At 51.5% G+C, this 14,069-nt stretch carries 8 protein-coding genes and 2 pseudogenes; 9 read left to right on the plus strand and 1 reads right to left on the minus strand.

The annotated features are described in order from the left end of the window. Position 1: 1 nt before the first annotated feature. From G6N78_RS17905 to G6N78_RS17945, 9 genes and pseudogenes are all read left to right on the plus strand, one after another. Positions 2 to 1,138 carry a DegT/DnrJ/EryC1/StrS family aminotransferase gene (locus tag G6N78_RS17905; RefSeq protein ID WP_165222000.1) on the plus strand — a complete coding sequence of 379 codons (1,137 nt, stop codon included), beginning with the start codon at positions 2 to 4 and terminating at the stop codon, positions 1,136 to 1,138. A gap of 118 nt (positions 1,139 to 1,256) precedes the next feature. Further along, positions 1,257 to 1,935: pseudogene (locus G6N78_RS17910) on the plus strand (IS256 family transposase); the annotation flags it as partial. A 242-nt stretch (positions 1,936 to 2,177) separates the two neighbouring features. After that, positions 2,178 to 2,635, plus strand: a pseudogene (gene tnpA, locus G6N78_RS25810) (IS66-like element accessory protein TnpA). Then, positions 2,616 to 2,969: an IS66 family insertion sequence element accessory protein TnpB gene (tnpB, locus tag G6N78_RS17920; protein ID WP_165222003.1), complete on the plus strand. Its 354-nt coding sequence runs from the start codon at positions 2,616 to 2,618 to the stop codon at positions 2,967 to 2,969. The pseudogene tnpA and the gene tnpB overlap by 20 nt, the downstream one beginning before the upstream one ends. A gap of 54 nt (positions 2,970 to 3,023) precedes the next feature. Then, on the plus strand, positions 3,024 to 4,595 hold the full coding sequence (gene tnpC / locus G6N78_RS17925) for an IS66 family transposase (protein WP_165222006.1): 1,572 nt from the start codon (positions 3,024 to 3,026) through the stop codon (positions 4,593 to 4,595). 183 nt (positions 4,596 to 4,778) lie between these two features. Continuing rightward, the gene (locus G6N78_RS17930; RefSeq protein ID WP_165222009.1) at positions 4,779 to 5,819 is read left to right on the plus strand and encodes a GHMP family kinase ATP-binding protein; all 1,041 of its coding nucleotides are present in this window, start codon (positions 4,779 to 4,781) and stop codon (positions 5,817 to 5,819) included. Continuing rightward, positions 5,816 to 7,057 carry an HAD-IIIA family hydrolase gene (locus G6N78_RS17935; RefSeq protein ID WP_234905986.1) on the plus strand — a complete coding sequence of 414 codons (1,242 nt, stop codon included), beginning with the start codon at positions 5,816 to 5,818 and terminating at the stop codon, positions 7,055 to 7,057. Before G6N78_RS17930 ends, G6N78_RS17935 begins: the two co-directional genes overlap by 4 nt. A gap of 156 nt (positions 7,058 to 7,213) precedes the next feature. After that, positions 7,214 to 12,085 (plus strand): glycosyltransferase, encoded by a 4,872-nt coding sequence (locus tag G6N78_RS17940; protein WP_165222015.1) that lies wholly within the window; start codon positions 7,214 to 7,216, stop codon positions 12,083 to 12,085. 66 nt (positions 12,086 to 12,151) lie between these two features. Further along, positions 12,152 to 13,327 carry an AGE family epimerase/isomerase gene (locus G6N78_RS17945; RefSeq protein ID WP_165222018.1) on the plus strand — a complete coding sequence of 392 codons (1,176 nt, stop codon included), beginning with the start codon at positions 12,152 to 12,154 and terminating at the stop codon, positions 13,325 to 13,327. A gap of 1 nt (position 13,328) precedes the next feature. Here the strand turns inward: G6N78_RS17945 and G6N78_RS17950 are convergent, their stop codons facing one another. Then, positions 13,329 to 13,967, minus strand: coding sequence for a CmcI family methyltransferase (locus G6N78_RS17950; RefSeq protein ID WP_165222021.1), 639 nt, complete (start codon positions 13,965 to 13,967; stop codon positions 13,329 to 13,331). Between the last annotated feature and the right edge of the window lie 102 nt (positions 13,968 to 14,069).

A 14,069-nucleotide genomic window follows, 5' to 3' on the forward strand; every position in this document is an offset into this window, starting at 1 on the left:
CATGCTCAGTTCAAAGAGCCCGGCCACTTCTTGCACAGCCTATGAGGATCGGATCCCTGTTGCCCGGCCAGCGTTACCGCGTACCGAGTACTTGGTACCATATCTGCGCCAGATTGACGAGGCACAAATTTACTCCAACCATGGTCCACTGGTCGACCAGTTCGAAGCGCGAATGGCAGCGCGGTTGGGCCTGCGCAAAGCCAATGTAATCTCGTGCAGCACCGGCACGATGGCGCTTGTCGGGCTCATACGCGCCGCGCGCAACTTGTCAGGGCATCTCGGTCATCTCTGTTTGCTTCCGGCCTACACCTTTGTGGCAACTGCGGGCGCGGCCCTCTCCTGCGGCTATGAATGCCATGTTGTTGATGTTGATCCCATCAGTTGGGCGGTGGATCCTGCGGCGCTGCTCCGCCATCCGCGACTGTCCGAGGTTGGCCTTGTGCTGCCGGTTGCACCTTATGGCCGAAGTATTGATCTGCCGGGCTGGCAGGCGTTTCATGCAGACACCGGAATTCCGGTTGTGATTGATGCAGCAGCCTGTCTTGACCAACTGCTTCGGTCGGGGGCCAGTCTGCCCGACACAATTCCGCTCGCCGTGAGCCTGCATGCGACCAAGAGCTTTGGGTGCGGCGAAGGCGGGTTAGTGCTGTCGCGGAACAGCGCCTTGGTAGAAGAGACATATAAAGTGCTCAATAACGGCTTTTTGGGATCGCGCGAAGCGCAGACCGCGGGGCTGAACGGGAAAATGAGTGAATACACCGCGGCTGTCGCACTGGCAGAACTGGATAACTTTGCCAACAAACTTGACCGGTGGGCGGCCGTTGCGATGGCCTATTCCGCTACCCAGCAGGCTAGTGGTGTACGACTTTGGACCGCGCCCGATATCTCCTCCTGCTATGTTCTTGCTGAGGCCAGAACTGCCGCTCATGCCGCAATATTGCGTGCGCGGCTCACCGAAAAGGGCATCGACATTCGGAACTGGTATGGTGCGGGACTATCTGCTCACCCCGCATATGCGCATCTGCGAAAGGACGTGTTGACCGCAAGCGACGACGTCGCCAGCCGGATTATAGGTCTGCCTTGCTTTACCGGATTGTCGGAGCAAGATATCCGCCGGATTACAAATCTACTGACGTGAGCCGTCGTATCTGCATTCGGCTCGGGCATTCCGAGCGCACTTGATTGATGTTCAAAAATCCAACCATCTTTCGCAGGACGCGGAAATGGATCACCATCTTTCCAGCGATGGCGGTCGCGCAATAATCGCGGTAGCTATCGACACGGACGGCAAGCCGGAAATCGTCGGCCTGCATACTGGCCCTTCCGAAGCCGAACCGTTCTGGACCTCGCTCCTGCGTGAGCTGGTGCGCCGAGGGCTGACCGGCGTCAAGCTCGTCATCTCCGATGCTCATGAAGGATTGAAGGCTGCCATCACCCATGTGTTCGGCGCAACATGGCAGAGATGTCGGGTTCACGCCATGCGCAATGCGCTTGCCTATGTGCCCAAAGGTCAGCAGACCATGGTGGCAGCCGCGATCCGCCCAGCCTTCCTCCAGCCCGACCATAAAGGAGCCGTTCGGACCTGGCGGCATGTCGCCGACCAGCTCCGCGCCAGATGACCAAAACTGGGGACATTCATGGACAATGCAGAGGTTGACGTGCTTGCCTTATGGCGTTCCCGTCCCAACATCGCACCAAGCTCCACAGCACGAACCCTCTGGAGCGCTTGAACAAGCAAGTGAAGCGCCGCGCTGATGTCGTTGGCATCTTTCCCAACGAAGACAGCATTGTCCGGCTCATCGAAGCGGTCCTCCTCGAGGCCAACGAGGAATGGCAGCTTCAGCGCCGCTACATGCAGATCGAGGCATGGCAGAGCTCAACACACAAACAATCGAGGAGGAAAAGACACTTCAGATTACACCGAAAGCCGCCTGATCATGACGGCCCGGTCCCACACCCAAAATTACACCAACTTGACGGACGCTATCATCAACCAAGGTGGCTCTGACCTGAAATGTACCATCAACGGAAGGTGCGGCGTTCGTAGCGCTCACGTTTGAGTATGGTTCTGGTAGTGCTGTCAACCGTGATTTTCGTAAGCGCTAATTTCGGCGCACCTTTTACGACGGACGCCTCTGCCGCATGAAGTGTCCACTTGAAATAGGTGGACGCCAAATATGAGTGATGAAGAGCAGACACTGCGTGTGCGGCTTGTGGGGCGTGATGGGCGCCGCCGCTATGATCCAGCATCAAAGGCACGGCTTGTAGCGGCCTGCCTTGAGCCTGGCGTTTCGATATCAGGCCTTGCGCTTGCCCATGGGTCAACGCGAACGTTCTGCGCAAGTGGGTCAAAGATGCCAGGGAATCCGGGTTGCCGACGGTATCATCACGATCGGCGTTTATCCCGGTCATAGCGGCCGACTGTGGCCGGCCTGATGAGACCCGCTCACTGGATGTGGAGGTCGCACGAGGTGAAAGCCAACCGGCATCACTGGGGCGGACAGCAGGACCTTGTGGTTCTTCCAAGATCAGGGCGTTGCTGCCGAACGGCGTGAAGCTTTCGCTGGAATGTGGGGATGTGGATGCGTTGACGGCAATCATCGGAGCGCTTGGCCATGTTCAGACTGGGCGCTGATCTCAAGGTCTACCTGCACCGCGAACCGATCGACTTTCGCGCCGGCATCAACAGCCTTGCTGTTCTGGTGCAGGAGACGATGGAGCTCGATCCGTTTGCGCCTGCGGTTTTTGCCTTTTGCAATCGTCGCCGCGACCGGATGAAGCTGTTGTTCTTCGATCGGTGCGGTTTTGTGATGGTCCTGAAACGATTGACCGAGGACAGATTCCGATGGCCACGCCGAGAAACTGCGGTGGTGTCGCTTTCGACTGAGCAATTGCACTGGATTCTCGACGGCATCGATATTGATGCGATAGTCCGTCATCCGGTTCGGCAATACCAGATCGCCGGGTGACGGCTCTGAACGTCTTCGGTTGACGGAGGGAAACGGTTCAGATTCAAGAATCTGATGATCCGACCCGGCGAACCCACTGTTGAGGAGTTGATGGCGCGCATTGCCGCGCTACAGGCGGAAAACCGTCAGCTCACGGAACGCGTGGTCAAACTCGAGGAAGAGTTGGTGCTGGCGCGGCTTCATCGTTTTGCGCCGAAAAGTGAAAAGCACGTGGACCGCCTCTTCGATGAAGCCGAGCAGGTTGCCGATGAAGAGGACGCTGGTGACGAAGACGGCGATCTCATCGACCTGCCGGACACTGGCTTTCCGGCGACCGAGAAAACGCAGGGCAAGAAGCGCGGCCGCAAGCCCCTGCCGGAACACTTGCCGCGCGAGCGCGTCGAATATGACCTTGCCGATGATCAGAAGGGCTGCCCTTGTTGCCGCCACCAGATGCATCGCATGGGCGAGGCTGTTACCGAGCAGCTCCACATCGAGGTGAAGGCCAAGGTCCTGCAGAATGTGCGGTTCAAATATGCCTGCCGCTATTGCGACCGGACCGGTATCAATACGCCTGTTGTCCTTGCGCCAATGCCCGCCCAGCCTCTGCCCGGCAGTATCGCCACGGCCTCGACACTGGCATTTGCACTGGTCCACAAATACGTCGATGGCACACCGCTCTACCGTCTGGCGCAGGCTTTCGAGCGCGCCGGCGTTCCCATCAGCCGCGGCGCTCTCGGGCACTGGGTGATCGGATCGAGCGAGAGGCATCTCTCCCGCATCTACGATGCGCTGAAGCTGCGGCTGAGGGCGCAGCCGCTCATCCATGGCGACGAGACGACGGTCCAGGTCCTGAAGGAAAAGGACAGGGAGGCCACCAGCACATCCTATATGTGGGCGTATCGGAGCAGCGAGGATAGCAATGAACCGATCGTGCTTCTCGACTACCAACCCGGCCGCGGCCAGATTTATCCGCAGGCCTTCCTCGGCGACTACCGCGGCATATTGATGAGCGATGGCTACACCGCCTGGCGAACGTTGGAAGGGGCAACGCATCTGGGATGCATGGCCCATTCCAGGCGTCGCTTCGTCGATGCCCTGAAGACAAGGAAGAAAGGCGGCGGACCACCGGAGCAGGCGCTGACGTTCTTCGAGCAGCTCTACCGTATCGAAAGCCAAGCCAGAGGAGAAAAGGCGGAAGCTTACGAAACGCAAGCCGACTGCATTCGCCGTTTCCGCCAGCAGCACAGCGTCCCCATCCTGATTGCCCTAAAAGCATGGCTCGATGACATCGCGCCAAAGGTCCTGCCCGACAGCAAGATCGGCGATGCCGTATCCTACACCCTGAACCAGTGGGAATACCTGACGCGCTACACCCAAGACGGCAGGATGCCGATCGACAACAACCTGCTGGAACGTGATATCAGGATTTTTGCCACTGGAAGAAAATCCTGGCTGTTCAGCGATACTGCGGACGGAGCCAAGGCCAGTGCCGTCGTCTACAGCATCATGCTGACCTGCCGCGCCTGCGGTATCGAACCCTTGGCTTACTTGCGCCACATCCTCAGCGAATTGCCGCAACGCACATCGGATGCCGACATCTCCGACCTGCTGCCATTCAACTTCGCCAGGACCGCTACCGCCTGATCCCAGACAAACGCGTGACAGCCACGCCGGTCAAACGACACGCGTCAACGTGCAGGGAAATGTGCGCTTACTGATTTTCTCCATTAGTGCGCTATTGAGCAATATTGATCCGGTACTGACATGTAGGCCAACATCGGCTATTCCGCGTTGTATGCGCGAAGTGTGGAGTTGGAGAAGGCAGCGATGTTGAGCGGTGGAATTAGAGCGAGGGCGCCCCTGCGGTTAGGCTTAGCCGGCGGCGGAACAGACCTCTCGCCGTTTTGCGACGAACATGGTGGCTATGTCATGAATGCCACCGTTAGTCTGTATGCCTATGTCCATCTTGCACCCAACTCTGACGGTAAACTCGTTTTTGAAGCAGCAGAGCAGGGCGAGAGGTTTGAAACCGACGCAATCGCGACTGTTCCTCTCAATCCGGGAACAATACTTCATTGCGGGGTTTACAACCGCATCATCCGCGAATTCAATGCTGGCAAGCCGTTGCCATTGACGATACGCACGACAGTGGACGTCCCCGCCGGGTCAGGTATGGGAGGGTCGTCAACTCTTGTAGTGGCGCTTGTTGAGGCGTTCCGGCATTATTTGAGTTTGCCGCTTGGTGAGTACGATATTGCGCGTCTTGCATTTGAAATCGAGCGTGAGGACCTCAAAGTTGCAGGCGGCAGGCAGGATCAGTATGCCGCTGCATTCGGAGGCTTTAATTTTATGGAGTTTAATAGCGGCAATCAGACCATCATAAATCCTTTGAGAATGAAGGCCAGTACGATCCAAGAACTGGAGGCCTCGTTCGTCCTTTACTATACCGGTCGCTCCCGCAGTTCATCGTTGATCATCGAGGCTCAACAAGGACAATTGAAAGAGCGCAATGCCACGTCTGTTGAGGCTATGTTATCGCTAAAGAACGAGGCACTGGAAATGAAGGAAGCTTTGCTCACGGGACGGCTTGATCGTATTGCTGAAATTATGGCGCGAGGGTGGTTGGCGAAGAAGCAAACCGCGACAGCCGTATCGAACGCTGAAATTGATAGGATTCTCGACCTTGCGCTGGAAAATGGAGGCTTGGCGGGTAAAGTCTCCGGTGCCGGTGGTGGTGGATTTGTATCTATTATTGCCAGCCCATCTGAGCGCTATCGTGTTATGAATGCACTTCGCAAGGAACCCGGTCAGTTGCTCCCTGTGGTATTCACGGCGGAAGGCGTCTGCTCATGGAGGCAGACTCTTTGAATACCGTTTTGCAAAGCGCTCGACAGGCCGTTATTCTAGTCGGCGGAAAAGGTACGCGTCTGGGTGACCTGACTAAGAATACACCCAAACCGCTAATGCGAATTGATGACAACTCGCTGTTTCTCGACCACGTTATCTTCAACATCGCTCGACAAAGCTTCGACGAAATACTTCTGCTTGCGGGGCATTTGGGAGAACAATTTATAGGCCGGTATCACGGGAAACACGTCTGTGGCGCGGCTGTTAGAGTAATACAAGAGACGACGCCAGCTGGAACCGGGGGGGCTTTGCTGAACGCAGCAGATGCCTTGCAGGAGGTATTTCTTTTGGCGAATGGCGACACATTCTTTGATGTGAATGTACGTCAACTAGATAGGATCCTTCTTAAAAAGTCAGACGCACTCGGAGTTATGGCGCTGCGTCATGAGCCAGATAGTGGTCGCTACGGTGCTGTAGTGCTGGAGAATGGCTATTTGACTGGTTTTCGAGAAAAGGAGCAGCCGATTCACGGTGGAGCTCTCATTAATGCCGGAGCAGGAGTCTTCCGCAAAGATGTGCTCACGTTCATTAACAATGTTCCGTGTTCCATTGAGAGTGACGTGTACCCGAAGCTCGCTGATCAACGTCGGATAATGGGGCACGAATTTCCTGGATACTTTATTGATATTGGCCTTCCAGAAACGCTAGAATTTGCTCGTAATACACTGCCGCAGAAACGGTACCGCCCAGCCCTCTTTCTCGATCGTGATGGTGTCATCAATGAGGACTATGGCTACACCCATAAACCTCAAGATCTCCTGTTTGTAAAAGGTGCCGTCGATCTAATTCGGAGTGCTAACGACATGGGCGCCCTGGTTATCGTTGTTACTAATCAGGCGGGCGTCGCACATGGATTTTATGGAATGAATGACGTCGAGATCTTTCATGAGGCGATGAATGAAAGCCTGAACCGACACGGGGCCTTCATAGATGCATTCTACGCTTGTCCCTTTCATCCGTCAGCAAAAGTTGCGGCCTTTCGCCATCCGGATCACCCCGATCGCAAGCCAAATCCTGGGATGCTGCTTAGAGCTTTCGATGAATGGCCGATTCTCAGGGAAAGAAGCATTCTAATTGGCGACAAGGAAAGTGACATCGCAGCCGCCGAACGAGCCGGAATCCGGGGTCTTCTATTCGATAAAGAGGATCTTAGTTCTTTGAAAAGCAAAGCACTAATGCATTTGCAACGCGTATGTTAGGGTACCAGTTGCACCAACTTCTTACTTCAGGGCGCGAGGAAGTTTACCCACTGAGGGCTAGCTATTTTGGGATGCCTCCTGGGTGGGAGCCGCGACGGGATAAAGGTTCCGAGGAAGCTGCCTGTCTAATTGATTTCTGTGCGAGGTTGAGTCCGCATGTCAGATATTGAACGTTTCGATCCAAAGATGCGTGGGAAAACGGCGCATGAGCACCTTCACCGTTATGGCCTCTGCCAGGAATACGTAAATGGTAGAACAGTTCTAGACCTGGCCTCTGGAGAAGGATACGGAACCGCCATTCTCGGGGAGAATGCGGACTTAGTTATTGGCATTGATTTGGATGCCGAAAGCGTCAAAGCAGCTCAGAAAAAATACGGAAAACCTGACAAAATCAGGTTTCAACGAGCGGATTGCCGATACTTGCCGTTTGCGCAGGACACGTTCGATGTGGTCGTCGCACTCGAAATCGTCGAACACATTAGCGAACAAGATTTGCTTCTGTCGGAAGCCATAAGGGTACTAAAGCCTGATGGACTGTTGATCATCTCAACACCAAACCGCCTTGTCTATAATAAATATAAAGCTATTAATCAGTACCACATAAAAGAGTTTGAATTAGATGAATTCTCTGTTTTTCTGAATTCGCATTTTTCGAATGTTGAAATTATGGGACAGTCTATGTCTCTTGTCTCCCTCATTGGGCCGCTCACTAAAATGGCGCAGTCAAATGAGTCGAGTTATCGAGCATATACTGACGGTTCGTCTAGGTCAGATCACAATAATTCGGTTATGGCCGGAATTAAGCCGATTTTGGAGCCCGAGTTCTGCCTTGCCTTTTGTTCAAACAAGCCGATTGTTCATCCTGTATCCAGATCATCGCTATTTCGGACGGAAGAAGATCTGTGGAACGAACATAGCAAAATAATGGCGTGGGCTTCGAACCTTCACAATGAAGATGAGGAGCTTCGTGCGCAAGTTGCTGATCTTGAGCGTCAAATTGACGATTTGCGTGGTCAGAGCGTCCAACGGGCCTCAGAAGTCGAGGGGCTGAAAGTTTCCCTAGCGCATGCGCAACAACTCTCATCGGTGCGGGAGGGCGAGATCGCCCGTCTGTGGGATGTGACAAGGAAGCTGAACGATACTGAAAACAGACTGGAGGCCACGGCAGCAGCCGAGGAACGAGCTCGTATTGAGGTTCTTTCGGAGCTTGTACAGCGACTACTGGACAGGCCAGTAGAGCTCGGAACGCTTGAGGAAATTGGTCAAGCGCTTCGTGAAGCGACCACACTTAGACAGAAGAGAGATGCTGAACTTTCTGTCCTTCATGCTCGAATTATCGAAGCGCAAGAATCCGTGGATCAGGTTCGGTCCCAGTTAGACGCCACGGAACGGCGCCTTTTCGCGAAGGATGAACTGCTTGAAAGCGCGAAAGCGGAATTAGCCTCGACACGGCGACAATTAATCGAAAGCAATGCATCAATATCTGAAATGACTGAAGCATTGACGCGCGCTGAGACTGGTGCGTCTGCTAATATGCAAAATACCCGCGCACTAGAGTTAAAGGTCCAAGAATACATTAAAGATTTGGCCGCTTTCGAAGTCAAGCTAGCGTCTGAGCGCAGGATATCGTCCGAGAAAGCGGATTCGCTTGTTGCTCTAAAGAGTGCATTGCGCGAGACGTTGGATCAACTTTCCGTAGCACAATCTGAGGCAGAAGTAGGAAGAGCTGCTGCTTTTGCAATCAGGGGAATTAGGCAGAAAGCGGAGATTGTCAAGCGAAAGCAATCGCTTTATGAGCTTCGCATAAATATTCAAAATGAGTCAAAACTGTCATCCTCTTTCGTTCGTAAAGAACTTGCAAAGGATTCGTTTCAGGACATTCAAATCCTTTCGCTAAAACCACTCAGGTCAGACTTTGCAATTTTAAAGAATATAGGTTTGTTCGACGCCGAATGGTATGCAGAGCAAGATGATGGTCTATCGCTAGACCAAGCATGGTCTCATTTTAAAAACTATGGTCTCAAGGAGGGAAGAGACCCTCATTCCCTCTTCAAGGGAAAATGGGTAGCGCAGCGCTATCCTCATATACTCAATGGTACGAATCCGCTTTTAGCCTACCTTAGGAGTTCAGACCGAGGCCATATTTCGCCTCATCCCTTATTCGATGCGGACTATTACCTCTCGAGTAACCCAGACGTTGCTAACAGCGGGATTAGTCCGATTTCCCACTACATACAACATGGACAGGCAGAAGGGCGCCTACCATCTCCTCTCATTTTATCGGAATGGATTGAACAGAAGTGGGGAGCTCGTTTTCCCCTGCCGTTTTCTTTGGTCGAGTACCTACGCAATAGGTCTCTTTGGCACTTCTCGCCTCATCCTTTGTTCGACGCTGTCTACTATCTCGAGAGCAATCCCGATATCGACGGAACTAGCGTAAACCCGCTCGTGCACTATCTGCAGAACGGGTGGCGGGAGGGCCGGTCACCTCATCCTTGGTTTGACAATGATTGGTACTTAAACCAGAATCGGGATGTGTTAAGAGCCCGCATGAATCCTCTGGTACATTTTATCAGGTATGGAGCAAACGAAGGTAGAGATCCTAACGCATTTTTCTCGACGAAATACTATCTTAATACTCATCTAGACGTTGCGGAATCTGGCATAAATCCGCTTGTTCATTACGTTATGCATGGACATAGAGAGGGGCGAGCTGTCAATGCTGATATGATCCACCTTTCATCTGCATTAGATACAGACGGAAGGAGACAAGTCTCATTGATGGAGTTAATGGTGGACGCTCGAACCGAGTATGCTCTACCCGCCCTTGATTTGTCCCAAGAATTCGACGGATCCGGTGGTGGCGTTCTTTGGCCACCCACACCGCTTGATGATTATTGGCTTCCACAGAAACTAAGGGACCACATACTTAATCGCTTTGGCGAGCGTTATATACCCCTCGTCTCATATCTTTTTTCTGTTGTAGCAAAATATAAAGACAGGGAATCGGATTTAAAGACGTCAGATACTCTAAAAGTTTTGGTTGATAGAGCTCGATTTTTGAGCAACAGGCAGAATATTATTGGAGCGGGCGAAACAGTTACGTCAATAATTATACCTGTATTCAACAATTTCGTTGATACCATAGTTTGTATTATATCAGTTCTGGAGTTAGAAGTTGATTCTAACTATGAGATAATCGTTGCCGATGATTGCTCTACTGACGGAATTACTCACTTGTTCGCCGATCTTGGAGGAATAGTTAGGTATATGCGCCAAGATGAGAATGTAGGTTTTCTCAAAAATTGTAATATTGCGGCTAGTCACTCTTCAGGTAAAGTTATATGTTTATTAAATAATGATACCATCATACTTCCAGGATGGCTAAAATTTATTGTTGATACGTTCTCGCTACACGAGAACGTCGGCATGGTCGGTTCAAAACTGCTCAACTGGGACGGTTCTCTTCAAGAAGCTGGTGGAATTTTTTGGAGAGATGGTAGCGCATGGAACTTCGGCCGCGATCAAAATCCTGGCAAGGCCGAGTTCAATTATCTTCGCGAAGTTGACTATTGTTCCGGAGCTTCGCTTGCTATCCCTGCTGATCTCTGGCGTACGCTTGGCGGATTCGATCCCGTCTACTCCCCTGCCTACTGCGAGGATTCCGATCTTGCGTTTCGAGTTCGACATGCAGGCTATCGCGTGATTTATCAACCGCAATCGGAATTGGTGCATCACGAAGGCCGGAGTCATGGGCGTGATTTGAATTCTGGGATCAAAGCTTATCAATTAAGAAATCAACAGATATTCAAATCTAGGTGGTCAGTTACACTCGATGAGAACCACTTCGAAAATGGGACAATGGTAGCGTATGCCCGCGATAGATCAAAAGATCGTCCGCATATTCTTATTATAGATCATTACGTTCCCCAATGGGAGCACGATGCCGGTTCTAGGACGATGTTTCATTATATCAGGATGTTCATAAGCAGGGGCTTCCAGGTCACTTTTTGGTCGGATAACCTCTGGTTTGACGACATATATACGCCGCGGCTGCAGCAGATGGGCGTTGAGGTTATTTATGGCCCCGAATACCAGAATGCTTTCGGCGTTTGGATGAATGAGGATGGCCGGAAATTTCAATACGTATTACTTAGCCGGCCTCACGTCGCAAAAAAATACATCCAAGATGTCAAGGATAGGGGGGCATTAACGCTCTATTACGGGCACGATCTACATTTTGCTCGAATGGAGTCGCATTATAAATTGAATCCCTCCGCGGAGCTTGAGGAAAGCATCCTGGCAATGAGGCGCGATGAACTCGCTCTATGTGCAGACGTAGACGTTTTTCTGTATCCTTCATCTGAAGAGGTAGAGTTAGTTCGTTCCGAAATTGGGGATAAAAGCATCGGATACGCGATCCCGATGAACATCTTCGAGCCGACTGAACTGCAGAATGATTTTTCTCGATTCATGCAAATTCGCGATAAGTTTACCATATTGTTTGTAGGTGGGTTCGCGCATACGCCGAATACTGATGGACTAAAGTGGTTTGCTGAGGATGTCTGGCCACTTTTGCGTTCGAAAGGGCCCTTCATACTGAAGGTTGTTGGTTCCAATCCTCCTGATGAAGTGCTCTCCCTGGAAGGCAGCGATATAGAAATTTTGGGAAGGGTCGCAGACGAGACGCTCGATCGCTTGTATAGCGAATGCGCCGTAGCAGTAGCTCCCTTGAGGTATGGAGGTGGGGTAAAGGGCAAAGTCATCGAAGCGATGGCGAAGGGGGTGCCGGTGGTCACCACATCGGTGGGCGTACAGGGTATCCCCGATGCTCAGAATTTAGTGGCGGTTGCTGATGAACCGACCGAGTTTGCTGAGCAAGTTTGGTCTCTATCCCAGCGCGATGACAAGGTTGTCCGGCTCGTAGGAGCGAGCCACGAATTTATATCTTCTAATTACACGTTACCGGCGGTAGTTTCGATCTTATCTAAGGCTATACCGGAGCTAGTAGACCACAATAAAGAGTGATTGAGTATCTTTTTACCGACGGGCTATGCTGAGGCATGAAATTTATTGACGGTGTTGGAAATCGGGATGTCTAATAGAGGCGAATTTGGCGATATCGATTCAGGAATCATTGAACTTGCAGGGGAGGCGCGTTCTTGGCTGTTTGGCGCAGCCAACTTTTGGACCGAAGTAGGGCGCAGCCATGGGATGTTTGCGGAAAAGTTGAGTTATACTGGTTCAGTCGAATCTTGTAATCGCCGTACCTTTGTTCAGGGAAGACATATTTATTCAGTGTGTATGGCCGGTCGGTTGGGCTGGGAAGGACCTTGGAGGTCCCTCGTTGAAGAAACGCTCGACATTCTTCTTCGCCGCGCACGCCGATCCAACGGCCTGTTCGTGCATAGTTTAACGTGCGATGGCCAAATCGCGGATCCAAGAGTAGATCTCTATGATCAGGCGTTTATGCTGTTCATGCTAGCCCACGCAGCAGATGTGCTGCAGCGGAACGAACTTATCGACATCGCCGCTGATCTAACGGACACGCTCCAGCGCGAGTGGCAATTGCCCGAAGGTGGCTTCTTTGAAGGTGAAATAACCCCGGCGGGAATTCGGCTTCAAAATCCACATATGCATCTTCTTGAGGCATTTATAGCCCTCCATAATGTTTCTGGTCGAGAAAGGTTTCTTGCCCTAGCTGAAGACATAGTCGGTCTTTGCGAGAATTTTTTTGTCGACCAGAAATCGGGTGGTTTGCTGGAGTATTTCGATAGATCGCTTTGTCCGGTAGATGGTGATAAAGGTAGTATCGTTGAGCCGGGTCATTGCTTTGAATGGGCTTGGCTGCTTGAAAAGGCACGATTTTCTTCTGATTCTCTTCATACAGCTGATATGTTGACTCACTTTGGCCGCACCTGGGGGATTGACCGATCGCGAAACGTCGCAGTTAATGAGGTTTATACTGACGGAAAGATCAGGAATGCAACAGCGCGTCTTTGGCCGCAGACCGAGAGAATGAAGGTTGCGCTCGTTCGTTACCTCCGAAAATCCGATCCGGTAGAGGCGGAGGAAGTCAAGCTCTCCTACTTGGGGCTGCGCCAGTATCTCAATAAGTCAGATGGCATCTTCACTTGGAGAGACAAACTGGACCCGGAGGGAAACTGGGTAAAAGAGCCTGCTCCTGGTAGCTCACTTTACCATATTGTTTGTGCATATAACGAGCTTATTATAGCAGCAAACGCTGGGTTTGTTGATAAACATTTGTAACCTATAGTTTGCGAAGATATCCATTCGGATTGTACGTTGCGTTTGTTCCAAATAAGTCACAAAGGTTACTCAGACATTCGAAGCTGTTCGGATTCTCAGTAAAGAAGTCGGCAATGGCTTTATTAGGACCTCCGTTATAAAGGTCACTCCACCCGAGGTCGTCAAGAACTCCATCTTCGATAACTAATACGTCATTTGGCTTCATAGCTTTTGAAAAAAAGCTTAGCGCTGCTGTACATGCAGCATGGCTGTGCGCGGAATCCTCGATAACCAGCCAGGGATGAGGCAACTGGTGTAGGTCTTCGGCTGTAAATAAATGTTCGAGTTCAAGGATATTTCCTTTGATGAAACGAATACGAGGATCGTGTATAATTTGGGGAACATTTATATCTATCGAGATAAGCGGCGTATGGGTACATCCCATATTATTTAATATATCTGAGAATAAAAGCGCGCTTCCGCCAGAATTGGAGCCTATTTCAAATAGTGAGTTTGGCTTCATTTGCCATATTAGCTGCATATATATTGCTATGTCTATAGGGCTCTTAAGGCAACTTATCCCTTTGTACTTGTATGACATAACTCCCGCTTGATAGGTATCGAGCAAAGGACGAGGGAAGGCAGTCTCAAATGATCGCATCGGAGCCTTTCCGAACGTTTTAAGTATAGCCGTTATCAAGCACATCAAACACATTAGATGTCAATGTCAGCACTGTTTCCAATTCACGTTGGCACTCGACAC

The organism is Allorhizobium pseudoryzae, assembly GCF_011046245.1.
GTDB classification, from domain to species: Bacteria; Pseudomonadota; Alphaproteobacteria; order Rhizobiales; family Rhizobiaceae; genus Neorhizobium; species Neorhizobium pseudoryzae.

Coding starts and splice junctions, on each gene's coding strand:
- G6N78_RS17905 (WP_165222000.1), top strand. CDS start 2: ATGCTCAGTTCAAAGAGCCCGGCCACTTCTTGCACAGCCTATGAGGAT.
- tnpB (WP_165222003.1), top strand. CDS start 2,616: ATGTTCAGACTGGGCGCTGATCTCAAGGTCTACCTGCACCGCGAACCG.
- tnpC (WP_165222006.1), top strand. CDS start 3,024: ATGATCCGACCCGGCGAACCCACTGTTGAGGAGTTGATGGCGCGCATT.
- G6N78_RS17930 (WP_165222009.1), top strand. CDS start 4,779: ATGTTGAGCGGTGGAATTAGAGCGAGGGCGCCCCTGCGGTTAGGCTTA.
- G6N78_RS17940 (WP_165222015.1), top strand. CDS start 7,214: ATGTCAGATATTGAACGTTTCGATCCAAAGATGCGTGGGAAAACGGCG.
- G6N78_RS17945 (WP_165222018.1), top strand. CDS start 12,152: ATGTCTAATAGAGGCGAATTTGGCGATATCGATTCAGGAATCATTGAA.
- G6N78_RS17950 (WP_165222021.1), bottom strand. CDS start 13,967: ATGCGATCATTTGAGACTGCCTTCCCTCGTCCTTTGCTCGATACCTAT.